This window comes from Paenibacillus vulneris (assembly GCF_039543185.1).
GTDB classification, from domain to species: Bacteria; Bacillota; Bacilli; order Paenibacillales; family NBRC-103111; genus Paenibacillus_S; species Paenibacillus_S vulneris.
Genome location: NZ_BAABJG010000006.1, coordinates 348,916 through 371,861 on the forward strand (window position 1 = coordinate 348,916; position 22,946 = coordinate 371,861).

Annotated in this window: 20 protein-coding genes, 1 tRNA gene and 2 pseudogenes; 6 read left to right on the plus strand and 17 right to left on the minus strand. The window is 44.1% G+C overall.

Translation table 11 applies throughout. The features are described from left to right. Positions 1-51 precede the first annotated feature (51 nt). From ABEA66_RS06935 to ABEA66_RS06965, 7 genes are all read right to left on the minus strand, one after another. Entirely contained in the window at positions 52-1,389 is a 1,338-nt protein-coding gene (locus ABEA66_RS06935) for a cohesin domain-containing protein (protein WP_345587004.1), read from the minus strand. Between the two features lie 241 nt (positions 1,390-1,630). Then, the gene (locus ABEA66_RS06940; protein WP_345587005.1) at positions 1,631-2,071 is read right to left on the minus strand and encodes an AAA family ATPase; all 441 of its coding nucleotides are present in this window, start codon (positions 2,069-2,071) and stop codon (positions 1,631-1,633) included. Positions 2,072-2,073: 2 nt separating this feature from the next. Then, on the minus strand, positions 2,074-2,811 hold the full coding sequence (locus tag ABEA66_RS06945) for a tRNA(His) guanylyltransferase Thg1 family protein (RefSeq protein ID WP_345587006.1): 738 nt from the start codon (positions 2,809-2,811) through the stop codon (positions 2,074-2,076). Positions 2,812-2,929: 118 nt separating this feature from the next. Continuing rightward, positions 2,930-3,526 (minus strand): TetR/AcrR family transcriptional regulator, encoded by a 597-nt coding sequence (locus tag ABEA66_RS06950; protein ID WP_345587007.1) that lies wholly within the window; start codon positions 3,524-3,526, stop codon positions 2,930-2,932. Between the two features lie 5 nt (positions 3,527-3,531). After that, positions 3,532-4,281 carry an alpha/beta fold hydrolase gene (locus tag ABEA66_RS06955; protein ID WP_345587008.1) on the minus strand — a complete coding sequence of 250 codons (750 nt, stop codon included), beginning with the start codon at positions 4,279-4,281 and terminating at the stop codon, positions 3,532-3,534. Positions 4,282-4,595: 314 nt separating this feature from the next. Next, positions 4,596-8,573, minus strand: a complete 3,978-nt coding sequence (locus tag ABEA66_RS06960; protein ID WP_345587009.1) for an S-layer homology domain-containing protein — start codon at positions 8,571-8,573, stop codon at positions 4,596-4,598. A 312-nt stretch (positions 8,574-8,885) separates the two neighbouring features. After that, positions 8,886-12,737 carry a helix-turn-helix transcriptional regulator gene (locus tag ABEA66_RS06965; RefSeq protein ID WP_345587010.1) on the minus strand — a complete coding sequence of 1,284 codons (3,852 nt, stop codon included), beginning with the start codon at positions 12,735-12,737 and terminating at the stop codon, positions 8,886-8,888. A gap of 543 nt (positions 12,738-13,280) precedes the next feature. On the opposite strand from ABEA66_RS06965, the pseudogene ABEA66_RS06970 reads away from it, so the two are divergent. The 4 genes and pseudogenes from ABEA66_RS06970 to ABEA66_RS06985 form a co-directional block, all read left to right on the plus strand. After that, a pseudogene (locus ABEA66_RS06970) lies at positions 13,281-13,529 on the plus strand (transposase); the annotation flags it as partial. Between the two features lie 219 nt (positions 13,530-13,748). Further along, positions 13,749-14,282 (plus strand): DUF3221 domain-containing protein, encoded by a 534-nt coding sequence (locus ABEA66_RS06975; protein ID WP_179136282.1) that lies wholly within the window; start codon positions 13,749-13,751, stop codon positions 14,280-14,282. A 150-nt stretch (positions 14,283-14,432) separates the two neighbouring features. Next, positions 14,433-14,714, plus strand: coding sequence for a hypothetical protein (locus tag ABEA66_RS06980; protein ID WP_345587012.1), 282 nt, complete (start codon positions 14,433-14,435; stop codon positions 14,712-14,714). Between the two features lie 131 nt (positions 14,715-14,845). Further along, a complete protein-coding gene (locus ABEA66_RS06985; RefSeq protein ID WP_144028080.1) occupies positions 14,846-15,031 on the plus strand; it encodes a hypothetical protein in 186 nt (61 codons plus the stop codon). Between the two features lie 166 nt (positions 15,032-15,197). On the opposite strand, the gene ABEA66_RS06990 is transcribed toward ABEA66_RS06985, so the two are convergent. From ABEA66_RS06990 to ABEA66_RS07005, 4 genes and pseudogenes are all read right to left on the minus strand, one after another. Next, positions 15,198-15,416, minus strand: coding sequence for a hypothetical protein (locus ABEA66_RS06990; protein WP_079914447.1), 219 nt, complete (start codon positions 15,414-15,416; stop codon positions 15,198-15,200). 29 nt (positions 15,417-15,445) lie between these two features. Beyond that, positions 15,446-16,128 (minus strand): annotated as a pseudogene (locus ABEA66_RS06995) (response regulator). 58 nt (positions 16,129-16,186) lie between these two features. Continuing rightward, entirely contained in the window at positions 16,187-16,756 is a 570-nt protein-coding gene (locus ABEA66_RS07000; protein ID WP_345587013.1) for a class I SAM-dependent methyltransferase, read from the minus strand. Positions 16,757-16,784: 28 nt separating this feature from the next. After that, positions 16,785-17,396 (minus strand): DedA family protein, encoded by a 612-nt coding sequence (locus ABEA66_RS07005; RefSeq protein ID WP_345587014.1) that lies wholly within the window; start codon positions 17,394-17,396, stop codon positions 16,785-16,787. A gap of 466 nt (positions 17,397-17,862) precedes the next feature. Between ABEA66_RS07005 and ABEA66_RS07010 the strand changes: the two genes are divergently transcribed. Next, positions 17,863-18,147: a DUF4183 domain-containing protein gene (locus ABEA66_RS07010; protein WP_079914444.1), complete on the plus strand. Its 285-nt coding sequence runs from the start codon at positions 17,863-17,865 to the stop codon at positions 18,145-18,147. A gap of 297 nt (positions 18,148-18,444) precedes the next feature. Here ABEA66_RS07010 and ABEA66_RS07015 read toward each other — a convergent pair whose 3' ends face one another. From ABEA66_RS07015 to ABEA66_RS07040, 6 genes are all read right to left on the minus strand, one after another. Next, positions 18,445-18,768 carry a hypothetical protein gene (locus ABEA66_RS07015; RefSeq protein ID WP_345587015.1) on the minus strand — a complete coding sequence of 108 codons (324 nt, stop codon included), beginning with the start codon at positions 18,766-18,768 and terminating at the stop codon, positions 18,445-18,447. A 310-nt stretch (positions 18,769-19,078) separates the two neighbouring features. Next, a tRNA-Gly gene (locus ABEA66_RS07020) sits at positions 19,079-19,149 on the minus strand. A gap of 143 nt (positions 19,150-19,292) precedes the next feature. Further along, positions 19,293-20,072, minus strand: a complete 780-nt coding sequence (locus ABEA66_RS07025) for an HAD family hydrolase (RefSeq protein WP_345587016.1) — start codon at positions 20,070-20,072, stop codon at positions 19,293-19,295. Positions 20,073-20,089: 17 nt separating this feature from the next. Then, the gene (locus ABEA66_RS07030) at positions 20,090-20,608 is read right to left on the minus strand and encodes a DUF402 domain-containing protein (protein WP_345587017.1); all 519 of its coding nucleotides are present in this window, start codon (positions 20,606-20,608) and stop codon (positions 20,090-20,092) included. A gap of 136 nt (positions 20,609-20,744) precedes the next feature. Beyond that, the gene (gene lepB, locus ABEA66_RS07035; RefSeq protein ID WP_079914441.1) at positions 20,745-21,272 is read right to left on the minus strand and encodes a signal peptidase I; all 528 of its coding nucleotides are present in this window, start codon (positions 21,270-21,272) and stop codon (positions 20,745-20,747) included. 86 nt (positions 21,273-21,358) lie between these two features. Next, complete coding sequence (locus tag ABEA66_RS07040; RefSeq protein ID WP_192701308.1) at positions 21,359-21,802, minus strand: hypothetical protein; 444 nt, start codon at positions 21,800-21,802, stop codon at positions 21,359-21,361. A 157-nt stretch (positions 21,803-21,959) separates the two neighbouring features. On the opposite strand from ABEA66_RS07040, the gene ABEA66_RS07045 reads away from it, so the two are divergent. Next, complete coding sequence (locus ABEA66_RS07045) at positions 21,960-22,880, plus strand: aldo/keto reductase (protein WP_345587018.1); 921 nt, start codon at positions 21,960-21,962, stop codon at positions 22,878-22,880. The last annotated feature ends 66 nt before the right edge of the window (positions 22,881-22,946 follow it).

Below are 22,946 nucleotides of genomic sequence, written 5' to 3' on the forward strand. Positions count from 1 at the left end.
TTGAAAGCAAAAATCCCCCATTCAACTAAAATGAGGGATTAATAATTACCATTAACTATTCAATGGATAGTTCGAATTATTCAATATTTGATTAACAATGAAAACAAGGTCATCATCATTTACATACTCATCTCCAGCTTGATCCGCATCATATTTGGAAGGATCTGCATTCGAAGCAAGTTGTCCGTAGTAATACGCATCAATTGCCAAATCAAGAAGTGTGTACTCACCGCTTCTGTTTACGTCCTTAACACCCTCGATTGTTAGTGAATCCTCTCCACAATTCGCTTCCTGCAAATCAAATTCTTTTTCCGTGTCAGCAATTCTACACTTGGTTGCATCTACTTTACCAGTACCGGCAGCTTTTGCACGAAGCTTTAATTTTAGGAATACTTTTTCGTCATTTATACCATACCCTTGCCCTTGGCTAGCAACGATAAAACGAAGTGTACCATTTTGATCGGTAGGTTGATTATAGACTTTATAACCTGAAATTTCTTCAAAACCAACATAATCAAATACCGTGCGGTCATACTTAATGGTAAAATCTTCAGCGTAGATATTATTTACATTTTTCAATTCAATGTTCGCTGTTATTTCTTGCCCGATTTTTACTTTTTCTTCGGGAATAAGGACATTCAATGATGGTTCTAAAGCTAGTGGAGTCACAGAAATTTCATTTGAATTTGTACTTTCTCCGCCTTGGTTCGCCGCTGTCACAACATAGTAGTAAGTCAAACCTGGAGTAACATTTGTATCAACGAAATAGGTTGTCCCTGTTACATTATTAGCAACAACATTATACGGACCACCACTCTGAGTTGCTTTCTTAACATTATAGCCTGTTGCATTTGCAGATTCTGTCCATGTAAGAAGTGATTGGTTGTTTAATAGAGCTCCCGTCAATGTGGGTGCTTGAGGGGTGGGAGTTGCTGTTCCCGTAACATCGAGTTCATAGGGTTCATAGGTTGTTGTCCCTGTATTTTTCCAGGCTACATATTTAACATTATCAACTGGTGCTATTGATGTGAAATTGGCATTTGAATTACCCTTGGTCGGTAAATTATCGATTTTAGATAATAAGTTTTTATTAGAATCATAAAAATAGAAAGTAGTTCCTGTAGCCCACGACTGATAAAAATATCCTGTAATTTGGTGTATACTACTAAATTCATACCATACCATATTTGTTTTACCGATGGAATCAACTTGTACTAGATCTCTATCAGTAAGTTTATTTGTGGTTTTAATTATCGGATCATTAATCGATAACCCCACATTTAACGGTTTGCGATCAAGCAAACCGCCCTCCATCGCAGATACTGAAGAAATAGGAACTAATAAGAATAGAAAAAAAGACAATACAAATGCAGAAACTAGCGTCCTCAAACAAATCTCTCCTTTTTTTACATGATGTAGATATAACAAATATTAAATTACAAAATATTACATAGGTTGTCAAAACAGTTATTTACTATTATTGTAAATAAATATATTGATAGGATTTTTTGTGTGGAATTTTAATCCTTTTAATTACAAATCATGAAAAAATAAAAAACACACCCTTCAAAAGATTGGTGTGCTTTCTGCAAAAACAAAATTTGGGTTACTTAAAAACAATTTTAAGAACCTATCCTTGAATCTCCTCAATATAAAACTTGCCGTCCCCGCTCTTCACCCGATACAGCGCATCGAATCCTTCACTGTAATCCGGAGGCTGAAGCTTTTTCATCACACTTCGAATGCCGACCTCAGGAACTTTTTCTTTGCCCATACGGGTTTCATTGCGTACTAGCGATGCCTCGAAATCGGGCTCGAAGTAATACCCGACTATCCGGAACTTGTATTGTTTGGCAAGCGCTATGTATTTGCTCCTGTCCTCTCTCGTTGGGTTCGTATTATCTACGACAAAAGGCTGCTTCGCTTGGAGGGACGCCGCCAGATAGATGTCTTCCCTATGCCTGGTGCGGAGCATGTCCAAATTCAACCGCATATGGGTATTGAAAAACCGCTCCTTAAAAAAACTCGATTTGCCCGAAGCCTGAATCCCGATAAAAATGATGCATTCCACGATTATTCTTCCTTATCCAAGTATACGTATTGGTTAATGTAGTCCCTGTTTTGCGAGAAAACAGGAGTGTCGTGATCGACATCCCATTTGCTTCTTCGGGCTTCTCCTTTGAAATAAACCTGCTTGGTTATGCAAACGCCCCGCTTCTGCCAGACAGGAAGGTCGTTCCAGTTGATGCCTTTTTCCAAAAACAATTTATCCTGCAGCTGCTTTCCGTCCAGTCCCTGAAGCTCTTCATGCGCAAAGTGAGCTTGCGCGACCATAGAGATGCTGTTCTTCGTCGCATCCTGCTGCCGCCATAGAAAATAATTGGTCACCTCGTCGTGCGGCAATACCCACGCCCTGCTGTCAAATGTGGCTAACTCTTTGTCGGGAGCATACTTTTTGAAAACTTCGTTGAACTTGGCCGTAGCCAGCGATGCGGAAACGGATACCATCTTCTGAATATTATTTTCAAACCATGATTGCGTGGTCAATTTATCGTAATTGGTGAGCAGAATCGAGATCTCGTCGCTTTGATGATACACCAGTTTGCAGCCCATAATGTTGCTTGCAAGATACTTACAGGTTTCCCATAAGGCGCCGGTTAGCTGCTCATCAAAAGGCTTCTTCATCCCCCTCGTAAACGTATGAAAGTGGCAGCCGTCAATTCTCAGGATCACAGGCATACGCTGCGGCAATGAATGACGGAAGGCATTCTCGTACCCTTTCATCCGATTTCCGAAATCGTCTTTACTCATAGTTACCCATCCTTTCTATTTTCAGACGAAAAACAATCTGTACCATTATTGTCCCAACTTGGGTTCAGGATATAGCTTCCTTATAATCTAACGGCTGATTCGTTAAAGGATGTACAGCCTATGCTTCCGGCACGCTGCAATAGTCGCGAATAATTTGCTTCTTCATCTCTTCAACCGGGAATCCTTCGGGATATGTCGCTATCATCAGCATCGCACCGTAGAGCGCGGAAGAGAAATAAAGCGATCTTAGCCTCGGCTCCTGCACCCCAAGCTGCTCGAACATAGTACATTGTACTTCGAACTGCTTGCTGGATTCCTCATTCAGCTGCTTCCTGTAGGAGGCAAGCACATGATCGTCCTCCGGCTGCGTCTGCAGGTTCAAGTAAAATCGGTAAACATCCGGCCGCCGATAAACGTTATCTATCGCCCCCTCGACGATATAGCGCAGTTGGTCGGAAGTCGTTGGCTGTGCAGCAGCCGCCTCCATAACCTCTGCCACTTCTTCAATCCGGACGCGGACCATGGCAGCCAGAAGCTCTTCTTTCCCTTTATAATAATTGTACAGCAATCCCTTCGAGATTTGAGCCTGTTTGGCTACGTCGTCGATAGAGGTTGCATGATAACCTTTTTTAATAAAAAGCGTCATTGCCGCAGCATGGATTTTGTCTTTGGCGGCTTGTCTTATACGTTCATTCTCTGCGGGGGTCCGCGGCACGTTAATCAATCCTCCAAAAATTCGATAATATGACGGGAGATCTCTTCAGAGTGGGTTAACGTCGGTTTATGATCCGCCCCTTCCAGCTCAATAAAGCGGATATTAGGGACATGTCGAAAATGTTGGGCTATCTGGTGCAGATCTGGTATATCTTCCTTGCCGATAATAAAACAGGTTGTGACAGTCAGACGGCCAAGTCTATCTATCGCCGGCGGCTGCGGCCATAGCAGCTCCATATGCCCCCACTCAAACATTCTGGCGATGTTATCCCTCCACATTTGCATCATGAGATCACGCTGCGGACTGGCCATTACGATAGAGTACGACGGAGCCGATAGGGCAATTTCCATCATGCGGTCAAGATCCGGGGCAGCCGCTTGAATGTTCAGCATCCAATCTGTGTACTCCCTGCTATAGGTATACCCTGACAAATCGGGAGCAATGAGTACAAGCTTAGTGGCTCGATTCGGGTAAGTCAAGGCGAATTCCGCGGCAATCCGTCCTCCGATAGAGTGGCCTACAATCGTGGCTTGCGCCAGCTGATGATGGTCCATTATGGCTAGCAAATCATCGACATAATTAATCGGCTTCGTAGGAGACGGAGATTTCCCGCAACCGCGCCCGTCGAAAGCTATCACCCTATATTGTCTAGCCAATATAGGCGCTACAAACGTCCAGTCACGCACATCAGCGCCGCCGCTGTGTACGAGAATAATCGGATTTCCTTCGCCTGATACCTCATAGTATAAGTCCATGATCATCCCTCCGTTATTCGTGCTTTGGAATGATTTTATTTTATTATCGAATGAACATTTAGTCAATGTAAAACAAAGATATCATTGTTCGATTACAAATGGATCAATTAACCCATTAAATCCTCATTTACGTCATGAGATCATCTTTCTGGCTGACAAAACAATAAAGCACGAAGGGGCCGCTAGGGCAATTTCCATTATTATTACTTACACTCAGCGCATAGTAAAAAAGCCACCCCGGTTCTATAAGAAACCAGGATGGACATGTTCATTCTTTTGTTTGGGTTCGTAATTTAAACTCATCAGAACCTAATTTACATCGGCAATAGGTCTGATAGCATATAAAGCATTTTTACCGTTTCTGCTCTCGTAGCGCTTTGATCAGGACGGAATGAACCATCCTGATAGCCGCTAACCAGTTTATGGCCTGCTATCGCGGTTACCGCAGATTGCGCCCATGACGGAATGCTAGCCTGGTCGGAAAACACAACCTTATCCGTGTTCGTAGTGGTCAGATGCCGCTCCAGTACTCTATTAAAGATCACTGCCATCTCCGCACGCGTTATCGGTTGATTCGATTTGAACCAAAGCTTGCCCTTCTCTTCATATCCGCTAATAATTCCAGCCTGCACTGCCGATGCAACCGCTCCTCGAGCCCAATTTGGAATCGATTCATTATCGGCAAATGCAGTAGATGCCGCAGTAGATGCCGCAGTAGATGGCAATCCCGTCAAATCTGCAATCATTTTCACAAATTCTGCCCGGGTGACATTTTGATCCGGCCGAAATGTATGATCTTCAAATCCGCGAATGACTTTCATGCCTACTAAGCGGTCCGCATAGCCCCCCACCCAATGTCCGTTTAAATCTTGAAATTGGACGGACTCGGATGCAAATACGGCAAATTTGCCGAAATGGGTCACTTCCACGGTAATAGTACCGTTGTCTTTCCAATTACCGCCAAGGTAGACCCACCGTGCTTGGGATTCGTTGTAGTAATATACCGCCGGCTTTAAACCCGCTGCTGCTTGTTGAGCTTGATAGGCAAAGCCTAACGTAACAGGTAATTTGAACGTTTTCCCGGTACTGCTGCTGAACTCCACCGTTGGACTATACCGCTCCATGCCCGCAGCTTGATCTGCCGGCAGCTTGGCCGCTTTGATTTTCCCGTCTGCAGGCAGCGCGGCCGGAGGTATTTGTACATAAGCGATGCCTTTAAGGTCTACAATCCCACCTTCAGCGGCAATGATGTCTTTCTCTACGCTGTCCGGATCTTGTAAAGGTAAAGATGAATGATGACGTCTCGTAGTGGATGAACCGCCGCCTTGTTGATCTGCCGCTGCTACCGTGACGTTGACCTTTTCACTATAAACGCTGTTGGTTACCGTGATGACCGCTTGTCCGGACTGCTTGGCTTCGATCAAACCGTTCGATTGGACGGTCGCTATGCTCATATCGCTGCTGCTGTACGTTGTTCCAGTGCTTGCCGCCGTGACGTCTTTGGTCGTTTGGTCCGATAAGCTCGCCGTAACTTGAAGCTGCTTGCTAACATTGCTCCCCAGCTTCAGTTCTACCACCTTGGGTGAGACGGCTATTCCCGTCATCGTAATATTCGGTGTCGGGGTGTCGGCTTTGGTTACTGTAACATTCACTTTGTCGGTGTAGACGCTGTTGGTTACCGTGATGACCGCCTGACCGGACTGCTTGGCTTCGACTAAACCGTTCGATTGAACGGTAGCTACATTGGTATTGCTGCTGCTGTACGACGTGCCAGTGCTTGCCGCCGTGACGTCTTTGGTCGTTTGGTCCGATAAGCTCGCCGTAACTTGAAGCTGCTTGCTAACATTGCTCCCCAGCTTCAGTTCTACCACCTTGGGTGAGACGGCTATTCCCGTCATCGTAATATTCGGTGTCGGGGTGTCGGCTTTGGTTACTGTAACATTCACTTTGTCGGTGTAGACGCTGTTGGTTACCGTGATGACCGCCTGACCGGACTGCTTAGCCTCGATCAAACCGTTCGATTGGACGGTCGCTACATTGGTGTCGCTGCTGCTGTACGTCGTACCTGTGTCTGCCGCGGTAACATCTCTGGCCGTTTGATCTGATAAGCTGGCTGTTACTTGAAGCTGCTGGCTGACATTGCTTCCCAGCTTCAGTTCGACCACTTTGGGAGAAGCGGTAATTCCTGTTACAGTGGCAGGAGGGGGAGCATCGGCTTTGGCTACCTTTACGTTCACCGCATGGGTATAACCGCTGCTGGTAACGGTAATCACCGCTTGTCCTGCCTGCTGGGCTTCAATGAGTCCGTCTGCGCTGACGATGGCCACATTCGTATCGCTGCTGCTATACGTCGTGCCTGCGCTTGAGGCTGTTATGTCCTTAACCGATTGATCTGAAAAATTCGCCGTTACCTGAAGCTGCTTGTTCACCCTTTCTCCCAGCTTCAGATCTACAGTATTCGGAGAAATCGTAATTCCCGTCATAGTCGGCGCTTCGGTAAAGCTAATTTTTACGACAGCTGCTTCCCAGTCGTACCACATAGGATAGACGCTGAACGAGTATTCCCCAATAGCCGGATTGGTCAGCCCCGCACTGCCGGCGATGGTGATGGTAACCGGATCCATCAAGTGCAGATTCATGGGGAGCCCAACACTAAGCTTACGCAGAAATCGATCATACGAAACACTGTCTGCCTGCACGCCATTAACGCTAACATCCCTTGCTTGTATTCCTTCCGGAACGGTCATTCCCCGAGGAATCACGATTTGAAATGCGTCTCCCTCCTCCAACGGCTCGTTCGTCTCGAAAGCAAACGAATAGGACACATTGGGAGTGTCTGCCACTGTCGAGCTGACATTCAGCTTCAGATTTTGAATTTGCGGAGGTGTAACAAGCAGCGTTACGCTTGCAGGGATACGCTGCTGTGAAGTGGTTACTTGAAATTCATAATCCCCATAGCTTTGGGCAATGACGTTTGGAAGGTTGAAGACGAGATGATAATCAGGATCGCAATAATATTCTGCAGGAAGTACGAATTGAAGCTTGTTGTCTGCTAACCGAGTTACTGAGCTCGGAGAGGCTTCGTTTTGCTCTTGGTATGGGGCTGACCATTCCAATTTAATATCTCCGGCGGCTATACTAGGATCACTCAATATAGTACCGGGAGCGCTGGACACAGTAACGGTGTCCCCTGCCTTCAGTATAGTAGGCGCAGCAAACATAAAGCGCAATTGATTACCATTACTGCTTACATAGCCCCCGTTATGAGATGGATTATCTGCCAAAGCCCCCCCTGATGAGGGCATGATTCCGATCTTCCGGGACGCAGGTTTTGGATCGACACTGGTCTTGATGTCGTAATTGTAATAGCCCGGTACGGACGGATTCGTCACTTGAGCGGCGGAATCCATGTCAATCTGAACGGTTGAGAAGCTTGGCAATGCAATCGAGGTCTGGACCGTCAATTCATTGCCGGACCAAACGGCCGAAGAAGCAGCCATTCCATTGATTTTTATTTTGGAGGCATCTGCCACGGCAGGTCTCGTACTTTCTTGAGGAAACACTATCGTGATGCTTGAGCTTGGATCAATGGGCTGCATCACAGTAAACTTGAAGTGATACCCCGTAACGGCTGCTGCCGCGTACGAATCGGCATCCGGGTAATAATCCGCAACATTATTGGTGAACAGATTGTGCGTCGTTGGTAAAGGGGTCACGTTTTTGTCCGTGCTGATCGCATACTCCTGCGGCCCCGGTCTCATGTAATGATAATCGGGGGTGATCAAAAAATTCATCAATCGAATGTCCACACTATCACCGCTTACGATGCCGCCGGACATTTTGAATTGCAGGGCTGGCTTCCCATTCTCGGAGTATTGTGTAGCTGCTGTATCCACGATGCTCCTGGATATTCCATTAACCATAACAGCCATGTTGACTGTCGGAATCGCCTGATTGGCTGTCCACATAAATAAGCTAGGGTTCCCTTCAAAATTATACTGATAAGGCAGCTCAACTTGTATGATATCACCCGCCTGCACAGGATCAGCAGCAGTGAACTTAAAATGATAGACCGGCGTTTCTTTTGAATAGCCCCCTTGGTTATCCATGTAGCCGCTAAAATAAGCGGGGGTATCCGTAGTCACCGTAAAGCTGCTGAAAGAGCTGCCGGCAGCACTTGAATCGGCTTGAACCGGAAGCACCCCACCAAGCGCTATCAACCCGGCAATAAGAATATAAGTGATAATCATTCGCCAGTGTTTGAAGCTGTTTTTGGACCATGCCGATTGCAAAACAGTATCCTCCCTACTTCATAATTTCTATCCTTCGTACCGATGTCTATAAGGCTCCCATAAATTAGTTCCTCCTGCCTATATGAATATGCTTCAAACCGTTTTCTCTGTTTGAAGTACGCTACGATTGTATCTATTTCGACAAAAAACCGCATATACCAAATGGTATAGACCCAAAGAAAAAACCATTATTTCCGCATAAAAGAACCCCACAAAGCGGGGCCTTGGCTTCGAAGCTGATTCAGGTACTTTACGGGGAGCCCCGAAATTTATAAATTATGTAAAAAAAGGATGCTTCGCGCATCCTTTTTGCTAATTCAGTATGTTTTTCTTTTTGGCTTCGGCGATAGCTTTCGTTCTCCGGTTCACATTCAGTTTGCTGAAGATGTTGTGGATATGAACCTTAACCGTTCCTGCCGTTACTCCCAGCTGATAAGCGATTTCCTTATTCGTCATTCCGGAGGCCATCAGATTCAGTACTTCAAGCTCGCGGTCGGTCAAGGCGTCAACAATGCCCTCCTCCTGCTTAATCTCTGTTGTCACGGGAGGAGAATCCGAATGATCTCCGAATGAACCGGACAGCTTCCAGACAAATAAAGCTTGGGAGGCCAGTATACGAACAGTGTCGATCCTATCATCCGAGAAAGAACGGCATCGTCTGCTATCTTCCAAATAAAGCATGCCTGAAAATCGATCTTGCAAATAAAGCGGTAAGCAGCAAACCGTCCGGCTTTGCTTTCGGATAATATAGGGATCTGTTTGAAAAAGATCATCCTGGGAAGCATTTTCGGATTGTACCCAATGCCCCAGACGGGATGCGTACTGAATCATAGTGACCGGAACTTCCTCGCTATCCTCTAATGCGATAGATACATCCGCTGCCTCCCCCTTACCTCGCATAACGGCTTCCAATCGCAACTCGCCGTTTCTTAGTACAAGCAGGCATCCCTTTTCTGCATCCGAGGTCTCCATAATAATTTCAAGCAGATGCTTCTGAAGCTCCTTCAGATCTAGCCCCTGTGACATAGATAAGGACGCTTTTACAATCGCACCAAAATCGATCTCTTTTGCAGCAGTCTCTTTCCTTACATTCACATCCTCTGGTGTACCATGAATGTCTATATCCTTTTGCTGGGATTGCCCCAAGCCAACGTCTGAAATGTCGAAGGATGCTAGTGTTTGGTTGTTGGAAGGCTCCTGCAGCCATTGCGGGTATTGTGCTCTTAATCGATATCGTTTGGCCTCAGCACCCCATACACCGTACAGCTCATACGCCTCCTGCATGTAGCCCAGGGCAATTCTTTCCCTGCCTTTATGCAAATGATATTTCGCGGCCAGCTCGCAGCCAATCGCTTGGTATTGCACGTAATTCCTCTCACGGGCAAACAGTATGGAACGGTCATATAAATCGGTCATTTCCTGCTCATTCCCTTTTAAACGGGCTATTTCCCCTTCAATCAGCAGCAGCTTATGTCTGAAGTTCTCCGGCGATATCCTATCCCATGCCTTGAACTGCTTATATCTTCGCTTTAACGTTTTGGAATATGTGCTTCGTTCACTTGCCGGCAATTCCTCCCACGCGGCTGCTATGGATAATGCCTCATAGAAGTGATGCTCCGATAAGTGAGGTGCATGGGCTGACAAATGCTCATAGGGATTGGCTTGCTCCGATAAGCGGACCGCTTCCCGGTAATATCCAAACAAATAGTACATTTGTGCCTTGTACGTACATACTTGATACAGCGTGACAGCTTTTCCCTCATCCTTCATGACTTCTTCCAAAAATTCCGTTTCGCTGCCCCTGCCGTCCGTAATAGATAAAATTTCTCCCTGAGAGAACCTCCAGCTGTTGGCCAATTCCATGTAAATCAGAGCGTTCTTGTATACCAAATCCTCTTTGGTTTGCTCGATCACCTGCAAATTTCTGCGATTGACATCGTACATGCGATCCATGGAATCTCGAACGTAAGACAAATTGATGAGGCTGCCGATCGCGTAGCTTGCATATACATAATCCCCTGCCTCCAGGCCTAATCGGGCCGCCTGCTCCAGCTTAACCTCATCCTCCCGGTCAAACCGCACCCAGGGAGAAATGACACCGTAAAACATGACATGTACTTTGGTTTTAATGGAGGCCACACCAGAACGATCGGCCAACTCAATTGCTATTTGCCCCAAGCGGTAGCCCATCTGGTATTGGCCAAGTGCGGTACCTAACAGCATGCCATAAGCCGCATATAAGCTGGGAGCTACAGTAGAAGATCCATATTCGTAAACGAGGCGAATGAATTTGGAAGCAATAATAGCAAATACGGCGCGGTTGAAGAAGAACGTCGGCGCTACAAGAGCTACTAACAGCTCCATCACCCCTTTGGCTTGCGGGTCGGTAACCTCTGGTAAAGAAGGCAGCTCCTCCATCCTCTTCTGCAGTAACCGTTTGGTCAAAAAAACCTCCTTTAGAATGACCAACTTATGCGGCTGTTGCGCTATTCGAATCCCAACCTCCCGCAGCGATTGAAGTCCTAAATCGATGGCTTGCGAATAGTTTCCAGTGTTGCTGTACCGATCAATTTGTAATTTATAAACCTGCACCCGATCCGGCCAATGCTCCGACCGGTTCAAAAGTGCATTCAGCACCGCATCGGCCTGTTCATATTGACCGCATAGGTAAGCACACTCGGCATACTTTAGATGGAGCTGAAACATGAATTCAAATCGATCGTTCCAGAAGGTATCCGGGACGCAATCCATCCCTGTTTGAAAATAACGCAGGGCTGTCGAATAAGCGGAGGATTGCAATGCTTTCCTGCCAGCTTCCTCGTTCAAACCGGCGGCCATTATGCGGTCTTCGGGAGATAGTAAATCCAATGCATGGTTAAAATGGTTCACAATATCGAACAAATATGGCTCTTTATCGGCATATTCCTTCAGCAAATAAAGTCCTGCCCGATGATGTGCCTCCATTAAATGTTGATGATCTAGCATGGAATAGGCCGCTTGCTGGATTTTATCATGTATAAATTGATATCCCCTAGCCGCTTCCGTTTCCTCAACCGCAGCCAAGAGGCCCACTTCAACAGCAGGGGACAATAGCTCATAAACTTCATTTTCCTTATAACCGCTTACAGCACTAAGCAGCGCAGCATGAAACCTATTCCCCAGACAAGCGCTGATGACAAGCAACTGCCTGGAGCGCATCGGCAGCTTGTTGATACGTTCCTCCAAATATTCGATTTGCCCATCCATTTCCTGAAAATGCTTCATGGCCTCCAACTGCCATTCCCACCTATTATCTTGGACATTAAATCGGATATACTGCTCATCCTGCGCCAATTTGAACAGCTGCTTCATGTAGAACGGATTGCCTGCTGATTTGGCAAACAGCAAATGGGCCAATGGCAAGCATTCAGCAGGAGTGCAGCCAAGCGAAGCCGCCACTATGCTTTGAATATGCCCGAATTCGAGAGGCTTAAGAGAGATTCTGCGCACCGAATATCCGGTATGCTCCTCCAATAGCCATTGTTCGATCCTCCCTATGCTTTCCTGCTCCCGATAAGCAGCGATAACAAGCAAATTGTGACTTTCCGGAGAGACAATCAAGGAGTGCAGCAGCCGAAGAGAAGCCTCATCCGCCCATTGTACATCATCAAAAAATAAGACGAGAGGATGATCCATCTGGGCAAACACTTGAACAAATCGGCAAAAAACCGATTCAAAGCGGTTCTGGGATTCTATAGCAGGCAGCTCCTCTAGCGGAAGCTCAGGCTGTAGAAGCAGCCCTGCCTCTGGAATCACTTCCGTAATGACCGCACCGTTCGATCCAACCACTTCTCGTATGCGTTGAATCCATGCTTGGAGTACGGAATCCGGCTCCGTGAGCACCTGCCTAATGACGGTTTGAAAGCATTTGATGAAGGGCTCGTAAGGGGTTCCGGTACTATATTGATCAAATTTGCCTGACGCAAACTTGCAAACTCCGATAACGCCGGACTTAAAGCTCTTTTGCACGAGGGAGGTTTTCCCCACGCCGGGCTGCCCCGAAATAATCACCACTTCGGTTGAGCCCAGAGAAGCCCAGTGAAATGCATGTTGCAGGACAGCCAATTCCTCATCTCTTCCATAGATTTCATCCGGGATCTGGAAGGTTTTGTGAAGCTCTTGCATTGTCTAACACTACCCCTTTATAAGCAGCATACGTCCATATTGCATGTAACTACAATAATTCGACAATGTGCACTGTTCCCCTTTTTGCTTCAAGCTCGTTTCTTCTCTAATTGCTTTGATACAAAAAAATGCATAATACTCGCACAGTCACTGGCGAATATCGATGCATTGGGATAGTTTTTAAGGAAATGCATTGGAAAAGACTTTACTTGTATGCTACAAACCAACATTCATAGCCAATCTGGTAGAAGCAGGTAATGAGAATCGAACCCGCGCCGCTAACTCGAAGCTAACTATTCAAGGTAAAAAATTCTGTATTTCGCTGAGCAATTACAAATGGATCCATTCATCCGCTAAATCCCCTAATAACATTTCATGACTGACGGGAACAAGTACGATAGCATTATGATTCCTGAGTATTTTAAGATATTTCCTGTTTTTTTCCCCAATGATGTATTCCATCAATTGTGGTGCTAGACTCAATATCGGACACGGAGAACCGAGAGTGCGAAAATAAAAGTATTCATAATCGAGGTGTCCGACATGACGAAAAAATACGACAAAGAATTCAAACTTCAAACCGTTCGACTCGTTCAAAAAGAAGGGAAGTCGGTGGCGCAGGTAGCCCGTGAGATGGATCTGCATGAGAATACGATCTATCGCTGGATCGCCGAGTTTAAACAGGACGGCAGCGGGGCGTTTCCCGGTAGTGGGCAACTAAAACCGGAAGACAAGGCCATACGTGATCTTCAGAAACAGATTCGTGATCTGGAAGAGGAGAACAGGCTAGTTATTCTTCAATGAAAGGAGATAGCGGTTCTACTATCTGGGCTGGATATACAATCATGGGTATTCATACTGGGTCAGGTGGAATTTATACGCAAGTCCAAAATGTAATTAGTGCTCTAGGGGTTTATCCGGTTACTACAAGCCCATAGTTTTTTTCAAGTAAGATAGCTATATTAATAGCTATCTTACTCTTTAATTACCATATTGGAAGGAGATGATGAAGTGAACTATAAGTGTTTTATTATTGTAATTTTAATCCTTAGTTTCACTACAACAGGTTGTGGAAAGAATGAAAGAGCTGTAATGACAGGACTTATTGTAAAATTAGGAGAAAACTCTGTTTTAGTTGTCGAACAGAAAGAAAACAAACCAAGAGCGATTTATGTATCCATCACTAATGCAAAAATCATTGATGAAAAGAAAAATTTCCTTAATAAAGATCAATTAAAGCTTGGAATGAATGTTGAAGTATGGGTTACTGGTGAAATTGCAGAATCATATCCTGAACAAGCAATGGGTACAAAATTAGTTATTAAAACGCTGGAAAACAAAAGTGGAAGCTCAATAAGTCAAGAGGTAGCAATAGGAAAAGCGTTAGGATACTCTAAAGATGAAATTAATAACCCATATATAAGGAAAGCTGAATTTCACGTCGCAATTAAGCAATGGCATGTTGAGATTGGTAACTTTTTAGATGAAGCAAAGATAATCGTAAAAAAAATCAACTCAGACACTGGTGAGGTTATCGCTAGATGAAAAAGGAAGGGAGTTTCTCTCTTCATTAAAATAAATAAAAAATGATTTATTGTTTACATGATTTTTTTGTACAGTGGATATATTAATGGAATTTATTAATAGTTCATAGTCATTGTTTGGTCAGTAGCAATTTAGAAAAAAAGGTTATTTATGTGGGTTGGTGTTAAAACAATTATAGGTCGCACAAAGAATATTGATATAGAATTTAGTGATGTGGAAAACGGTTCTTTTGAAGAATTCTTGGATTTTGCACATAATTCGGATATTAAATATATTTTTTATTTAGAAGACAAATTCTCACAAAGCCTTATTGATGAAAAACTAATTACAGAAGAAATGATAAGCCGAAATTATGTTCCAGATAAATTAATGAATGTTATTGAAAAGGAAGTTGAAGAGTACAATGATGATTTAATATTCAAGTCCAAATAGTTGAAGATCCTGATGAAGAATTAAAAGAAATTATTGAAGATCATAGGGATGCAATTAATAAGATAAACCACGAAAAGAGAGAAAAAGAATTAGAAGCACAAAACAAACTCCTAAAGGAACTTGAAGATGAATTGATTAATAATGATCAATTTCATTTATGTACTAATAAACAACTTAGAAGAGATTTTGTTTATGCATATGTTAAAGAAAATACTAATGAACAACATGGAAGAACACAGTTTCTTTTTAATGATGCTGTTGAAGTTGCGGAAAAAGTTTGGAGGGCTATAAAATTAAAAAGAAAAGGTATTAATTAGTTGAAATTTGTGATAAAAGGCATGTTTCATTCTATTTTTTCAGATCTATTACTGATATCAATTTTATTCTTATTTATACCTAAAGAACTATATGAAAAAGGATAAACAGTGACTTTGTGCTTACTATGTGATATTATTCTAAATTGATAGAGGAATTATTATACATCTATGAGAAGGAAATAATAGCATGGCAAAGAAAGTGTCCCAGTCTGCTTACTCCATAAAACGGCATTCTATCTTCAAAATAGAGGATTTGATAAAAGAGGATCATGCCTCCAACTAAAAGAAGAATGATGAAAATCATCTCCAACATACTATCACGGCGTACCTTGACGGCAACGTAAAGTAAAATGAATACTATCGCAACTAAAAGCAGTATAACCACGTCTTGGCCCCCTTTCAGACCGGACCTGTTTATTTTTCCATTTTGTACCCGACTCCCCAAACGGTTTTAATATATCGCGGCTCTCTTGGGGTATCCTCTATTTTTTCGCGAATATTCCGAATGTGAACCATCACCGTATTTTCTGAATATCCGGAAGGTTCCTTCCAAGCGCTTTCGTAAATTTTATCCGCGCTAAATACTTGCTCTGGGTGGCTTGCGAGTAATTCTAATATGGTAAACTCTAACGGTGTCAGCGAAATTTCTTTTCCTTTCAATGTTACGAAATGTTTGGCCTTGTCGATCACGAGGTCTCGGATGCGGATTAGGGAATCGTTTGTTCCTTTTTCCGCAAACGTCTGCCTCCTTAGTTGGGCTTTGACCCGGGCCAGTAATTCTAATGGATTAAAAGGCTTCGTAACGTAATCGTCGGCACCGGTCGTAAGACCAGTAATTTTATCAATATCCTCTTCCTTTGCTGAGAGCATGATAAAGGGAGCGTTGAAGTTTCCCTAATTTTGATACAAGCTTTAATCCCGTCCATTCGGGGCATCATTACATCTAAGATAACCAGATGGATGAGGTTTGACTTTAATAGATCCAGTGCTTCCAGACCGTCTGCAGCTTCTAGAACACGATATCCTTCATTTCGTAAATATACGTGAATAACATCCCGAATTTCGGGGTCGTCATCGACAACAAGTACTGTAATCATCCTGCTTTGCCCCTATTCCTATTTTTAAGAAGCGAATACGAAGATGATCAAGTCAGCATTAAATCTCCTCCTTTTTACGGCATATATAAACAAAGGCTGGAGGAAAGTTAAGGGGCACAAAATCAATTTTTTCAATGATGAATTTCTCGGATAAATGTTTCTTCATCTGTAAAGAGTATTGAAAGGCGATAAAGTAGCCTCCCGGTTTTAATGCTTCGGTAATTTGATGAAGTAACGTTTCTCTGAGATCGCTCTTAAAATTAAAAAAGGGTAGCCCGCTAATCACGGAATCCAATTGATGAATACCATGTTGACTCATTATTTTAGTTAAGTGGCAGGCGTTTGAATAACTTGAAAAATGGGGATAGTTTGTTTGCAAGTCTCTCTTCATCGTATCGTCCATTTCAAACAATAACACCTTAGCAGCATCACTAACCCGCGGTTTGATAAATCGCGTGATGGCTCCTGTACCGGAGCCAAGCTCAGCGATTGCGGATACACGATCCCACGGCACGACAGATTCAACCATTTTTTTCGCTAAAAATCGAGAACTGGGAATAACACTCCCCACTTGTTTTGGATTTTGGATAAACCGCAGCAAGAACTTTAGATTCTGATTCGAATTCAAATGATTCCCTCCTGTTTCTTTATTTACTTCATTTGTTGAAAAGCTCATGCAGCAAAGAGCGGTTTGAAGCTTTTAACCTTAATAGCTTGGTTATGATTAAGCCGCCGACAGCTATCATCAAACCAACCGCGGCCGATTTAAGATCAAATAAAGCCAGCAAATTCAATATGTGGCTTCCAAAGAACTTACCGATTGTAAAAAATGCGGCGGTCCAAGCCAAAGCGCTTGGATAAGAAATCAAAGCAAACTTTTTGTACGAGATACCGCTAAAACCAGCAAACACGGGCAAAATATACCGTACGATCGGAATGAATAATCCAAGACACATTGCAATATCTCCATGTTGTTTAAAAAGGGTTTCTGCTTTCTGAAAATGTCTGTTGTTTTGGAATTTGCTTTTACATTTCTCCCCAAAGAATCTACCCGCAAAATAAGCAAATGTAATGGCTGTAAATAAGCCTGCGAAGATAGCCATATATACAATCCACGGGTTTAAAGCCCCATTGTTACTCAAAATGTCGCCTGTTAGTATGGTTATTTCATTAGGAACAGGGATCCCGAATGGACCTAGGCAGAAGGCTAGGAAAAAAATCAGATATCCATAGTGTCCGACTAACTGTATGATGATATCGCTAATCACGCTCTAACCTCCTCGTTGATGTCGATAAGAGTATGTTAATGTAAAAATCTTAGGAGCTTATGGGGATATTTCTAAAGAAATTCTGAAGGAAGCAAAAGACAAACTTTGGTCACGCAGAATGCAGGAAAGGCCTGATTAGCTCATAGCTTAGCTAATCAGGCCTAAGAGATTGGATAAACTCCTGTTTGAGGATCTACATCCTAGAGGTGAACATTCCCCCCCCATAATTGGCCCCATAAACCGAAAGTCGTCACCTGTTTACCGAAAAATATGCAAAGAAAAAACCCTTGCGGCACAATGGTTTAAGTCATTAATCCGTCCCCATATGGTCCTAATAAAAAAAGCCCCGGATCATTCTCCGGGGCTTCTTCTCATTTCCACAATTTGGTTATATTTAGCACATGATTTGCCCTTCCATAAAATGACTTCCCCGCATTTATTGAAATAAGACAAGGGGGTGAGAATGATGCCAATAACTACACCGTATATCAATTCTAGACGTTTTAATTCAACTGCAGGACTCGGAACGGGAACAGGCGCGACTTTTGCTATCGCCGCTACTGCTTTTACAACAGACGCTGGTGTTGCAGCAACTGCTTTTCCTGGATTATATTCTTACTATAATCTTTACATCAATGGTATGATCCAAACAGCCGATACTTCCACTGTAACAACCACCGCTATCACCATCCCTGGAGGGGACGTTCTGGATCCCGGAAATCCAATTACTGTAGAGTTTGTTGTAACTTAATCTCATTCAATCAGCCTTTTCAGTCAACTGACAGAAAAGGCTGATTCCTTTAATAAGTGAGTATGGCGGAATGCTTGAACAGGTTCATAATCATTAATTGGCAAAATCTAACAGATAATGATTTTTGAGTATACGGTTAGTATATAATCATTTTCCGATCCTTCTTCATTTAAGATCGATTCGTCCGTTTCAATAATAGTAATACCATCAAAATATGCTTTTTCTTTGTATTGAAACAGTACTTCCTGCATATCGCTTACCTTGTTCAAGATACATCCAAAGGGTAATTCAAAACCTTCATAGAAAGGAAACAACTGACAGCTTAATAGCGGGCATCTGGTAATCTCCCCAAATGTAAAAAATGAATGATCTATCTCTATAATGTTTTTTCAAATATGTAGACCAAGACGCTTCAATAAAAATAAATACCTTTTCCAACTCCCCAATAGAAATACTGCTTTTCTTAATTAATTTATTCAACTTTTGAATGGTGTAAAGATTATAACTAGCTTCAGCATTGTACTGACCTTTGTCATTAGAGAACAGCAGATTTGGTTGTTCTGCTATATCATTAATTTCGTCGTATGCTTTAACTGCCTTATTTCTTAGAAAATCAATCATCTTTGGGCTCACTCTTTCATAACGTCCTATCAAGTTCTATTACCATGCTAAGTTCTTTTTGTTTGATTTCAAGAACATTTGGAAGCGAAGTCAGTTGCTCATTTATATCACAAGATTCTTGATATGCGTTCTTTAAAGATTTAGGAAGCCTACTTGCTAATCTCTGATTTCCACTACGATAGTAAACTTAATAAGCATAAATAAAAACACACCTTCCAAGTGATTTTGTGTGTCACAAGGTTAGTGTGTTGGTCGTTGAAATGCGGTTTTCACTTGACCACTAAACAAAATGCGTGAAAAATCCTTATTAAGCGGGTGATGGGAATCGAACCCACGCCACCAGCTTGGGAAGCTGGAGTTCTGCCATTGAACTACACCCGCGCGGGATGAAATAACTCTTCTATATTATATACAGTTATTGGCATCCTGTCTAGATAACGTTTTCAACTACCCGCGTTTAGCCAAGCCGTATGCTGCCAGCGTCGCAAGTTTCCCTTACACGCAGGCACCTACTACATTCCTGCTCATTTGCATAACCGCTCCAACACAACGGCAACCCCATCGTTATCATTGGTTTCCGTAACCACATAGGCCATGTCCTTTAACTCCTTGATGGCGTTTCCCATGGCAATGGCATAGCCGCAGCGCTGGAATAAGCCTGCATCATTAAAGTCATCTCCAAATACCATGACTTCCTCCATTGGAACACCCAAGCGTTCACATATCCGTGAAACTGCGTTTTCCTTGGAGGCTTCTTTCGATGAGATTTGAATCAATGTCCCGGAATCCGTGACCACCAGATTCACCTTATGTCCGAAACGATCTATTAATGGCTGCACATCGTCATAATGGCTTATCAAAATTTTGGAAGGTGACAATAGCTGCATTTCCTCTAACGATACAACGCGCGGCTTATGGTTAATATGCATCATTTCCATATAGTCCAGCTCCCTGCTGCTAAACCAGCTGTCCTCCGCCTCAACCGAAAGATAAGGATCGCTCTCATGAGTAAAAATATAATCCATCAATTCTTTACTAATCGCCGGGTTTATCGGATAATGCTCTCTTAGGTTCAAGGCCTCGTTAATGATAAGCGCCCCGTTATAATAAATAATAACTCCGATATTCCGTATGGGTTCCGGAAGCAAATCTTGAACGGACCTCGGAGGACGTGCGGTTGCGATGAGGATCGGTATGCCCTGCTCGTGGCAGGCTAGAACTGCTTTCAGATTACGCTCGCTCACCTGTTTGCGGGAATCCAGATAGGTCCCGTCCAAATCCAAAACGACCGCGGAAACCTTCATCCGCTTATCTCCCCCCATTAATGCGTCCCCTTCGGGATCGCCTGAACATACCTTTCTATCGTCCCGTCAAAAGGGAACTGCCCATTCGCTACGCGCTGCTGAAGGCTCTCTAATTCCAGCTTCGCTCTTTCAACCAGCTCGGGAGGGTAGGCAAGCTCCACCGCATTACTCGCAAACTCATCTTCATCGATGACCTTCCAAACGTTGTTCCTTCGGACATAATCCAGGTCCAAATCGACATAGGTTACCGTATTCCCGTCCCAAGTGGCGGGTTGGTTGATGTTACAATAATACTGCGTGATAGATCCGTCCACTACATCGGCACTCACGGTAAACCAGGAGGCAAAGGAGAAATATTCAATCGTCCAATGCTGACAAATGAAAATTTTGCCTCTGGTGTAATGATGCAGTTCACGGCCCGGCTCGCTCAGTACGAAGATATGCTTGTCCGTCTTTTCGAGCGGCCTTGCTTTCCATTCATAATGGAGACGGTTCCCGTATTTCCTCGACTGAATCGTAATGTACTCCTTGTCCAAAACGGCTCCACTCCCTTATCTAGTTACAAAAACCGTCCTGCAGTTCAATAGATGATAATATAAAGACGATTATACCAAAAAATACCTCCTCCCCATAGGGATAGAAGGTATTTTCATAAGTTGGCATCAGATCGAATCAGTCCAAGGTCCCGATATGATTGAATGGAAAATAACGGAACATTACTTTGCCTATCAGCTTATCCTTATCTACAAAAGGGGTCGTAGCCCATAAATGGGAATCGAGACTCTCGTTGCGGTTATCTCCGAGGAAAAAGTATTTATTCTCGGGCACCGTAATCGGTCCGTAGGTGTAGTTCATTTTCTCCTTCAAATAAGGCTCATCTACTTTTTGCCCGTTGCGAATCAAGGCCCCGTCCTTAATCTCTATCGTATCACCTGGAAGACCTATTAGCCTTTTTACAAAGCGTTGATCAGCCTGATCAGGCAGCGGGGGATAGAACACGACGATATCGCCGAATTGAAAGTCAGTCAGCTTGACCATTTTTTCCACCAGTATTTTATCGTCCAGCTGAATGGTAGGCAGCATCGAGCCGGTCGGTACCTTCATCCCTTGCGCAACATACGTATTAAAGGTAAAGCTGACAATCACAGCGATTGCCAACGTTGGAACCCATTCCTTGATCCATCGTTTCACCCGTTGCATTATTTCAGCTCCTTTTGCCGTTTCATTTGTCCATTCTACAACATATTGGCAAAAGAAAGATTAATTTAACATAAATTTTTGTGTGATTATGGGGTAGCGGATGTTTTATTCTTTAACGTTATATATTCCTTTGTTCTTTGTTCTCCAACCTTCCACTCCACCTGAGCCTGATCTGTTCCTGTCCATGTTGTGACTTCCCCTTTTTTATCCAGCGTAATCGGCTGTCCCGGTTTTGCCAAGGAAGGCTCCGTTATAGCGTTCACTAGAGAGGTACCGTCTGCATGAATGACAGCTAGAGCAGCATCACTTATCTCTTCATCAATTTTATATTCGACCGTAACACTTTCTTCTAGCTTGGAGCCTTTGGCCGTATAATCAACCTTCACCCTCCAATGCTCCGATTCTCCTTGCAGTGTCGCCGGCTTCGTTCCGGGATCGTTCGGATTTGCGGTGTTTTTGTTGCACGCCGTTAAAGCCGTTACCGCTATTAATAAGGATAGTGTTGATAGTGCGAATCTTTTGCGAGTCATACGGATTGTCCTCCTAACTTGCTTTAGTGTTAATTTGTATCTGCTGGCATTATTTTATGCGATTTAAAAAGGTATTTTCAAGCTGCGCCGCTTTTTGACTTCTTCGCTCCGTTGTCGTTAAATAAAAGAGAGTCATCCATATTAGGGAGGGATCCGCATGAAATACCGCAGATTAGGCAAAACCAATTTGAAGGTATCCGTCATTGGAGTAGGAACTTGGCAATTCGGAGGAGAATGGGGCAAGGCATTTACGCAAGACGAAGCGGACGCCATTCTGGACCAGGCCAAAGCTTCCGGCATTAACTTGATCGATACGGCCGAATGCTATGGTGATCATACTTCCGAATCGCTTATTGGAGATTATGTAGCCCGCAACCGCCGCGAGGACTGGATCATCGCTACCAAATTCGGCCATCATTTTCACGGCCACCAGGAGCGTACGCAGCACTGGTCTCCGAAGGAAGTGCTGGAGCAGCTGGAAGCATCTCTACGGGCGCTCAGGACGGACTATATCGACTTATACCAGTTCCACTCGGGAACGGATGAGGCTTTCGATCAAGACGATCTGTGGACCTTACTGGACAAGCAGGTACAAGCAGGCAAAATTCGTCATCTGGGTACCTCGATCGCCAGCAACGATAATCTGCACCAGACTGCGGCATCGACCAAGGTTCATTCTCAAACGATTCAGGTCGTCTACAATCGGTTGGACCGCAAGCCCGAAGAACGCGTATTCCCTTCCTGCGAAGAACAGGATTTGGGCGTATTGGCGCGCGTGCCGTTGGCAAGCGGTTATTTGAGCGGCAAGTACAAACCGGGTGCCGTATTCCCGGATAACGACGTCCGCAACCGCCATGACCGTGAACAAACCATCCGCCGTTTGGAGGAAGTGGAACGCATCCGTGAGCATGAGGTACCCGCCGGAATGGACATGGCCACTTGGGCGCTGGCCTGGTGCTTGAAGCATCCTGCGGTGACGGCCGTTATTCCCGGCTGCAAAAGTCCGGAGCAGGTCATTTCCAACGCGGCAGCTGCTCAGTACGTGTCTGACTTGCACAAACAAAGCTGGAAAGAGTAAATCGATCTTTTCCCCCATGCTTCAACAGCCTGCGTCTCGTTGTTTCACCGAGGTGACTCCAGCCGC

What these genes read in the sequence shown, in the direction of transcription:
- ABEA66_RS06945 (WP_345587006.1), bottom strand. Translation starts at nt 2,811, where the DNA reads ATGAGTAAAGACGATTTCGGAAATCGGATGAAAGGGTACGAGAATGCC.
- ABEA66_RS06955 (WP_345587008.1), bottom strand. Translation starts at nt 4,281, where the DNA reads ATGGACTTATACTATGAGGTATCAGGCGAAGGAAATCCGATTATTCTC.
- ABEA66_RS06965 (WP_345587010.1), bottom strand. Translation starts at nt 12,737, where the DNA reads ATGCAAGAGCTTCACAAAACCTTCCAGATCCCGGATGAAATCTATGGA.
- ABEA66_RS06980 (WP_345587012.1), top strand. Translation starts at nt 14,433, where the DNA reads ATGTGGGTTGGTGTTAAAACAATTATAGGTCGCACAAAGAATATTGAT.
- ABEA66_RS07010 (WP_079914444.1), top strand. Translation starts at nt 17,863, where the DNA reads ATGCCAATAACTACACCGTATATCAATTCTAGACGTTTTAATTCAACT.
- ABEA66_RS07015 (WP_345587015.1), bottom strand. Translation starts at nt 18,768, where the DNA reads ATGATTGATTTTCTAAGAAATAAGGCAGTTAAAGCATACGACGAAATT.
- ABEA66_RS07025 (WP_345587016.1), bottom strand. Translation starts at nt 20,072, where the DNA reads ATGAAGGTTTCCGCGGTCGTTTTGGATTTGGACGGGACCTATCTGGAT.
- lepB (WP_079914441.1), bottom strand. Translation starts at nt 21,272, where the DNA reads ATGCAACGGGTGAAACGATGGATCAAGGAATGGGTTCCAACGTTGGCA.
- ABEA66_RS07040 (WP_192701308.1), bottom strand. Translation starts at nt 21,802, where the DNA reads ATGACTCGCAAAAGATTCGCACTATCAACACTATCCTTATTAATAGCG.
- ABEA66_RS07045 (WP_345587018.1), top strand. Translation starts at nt 21,960, where the DNA reads ATGAAATACCGCAGATTAGGCAAAACCAATTTGAAGGTATCCGTCATT.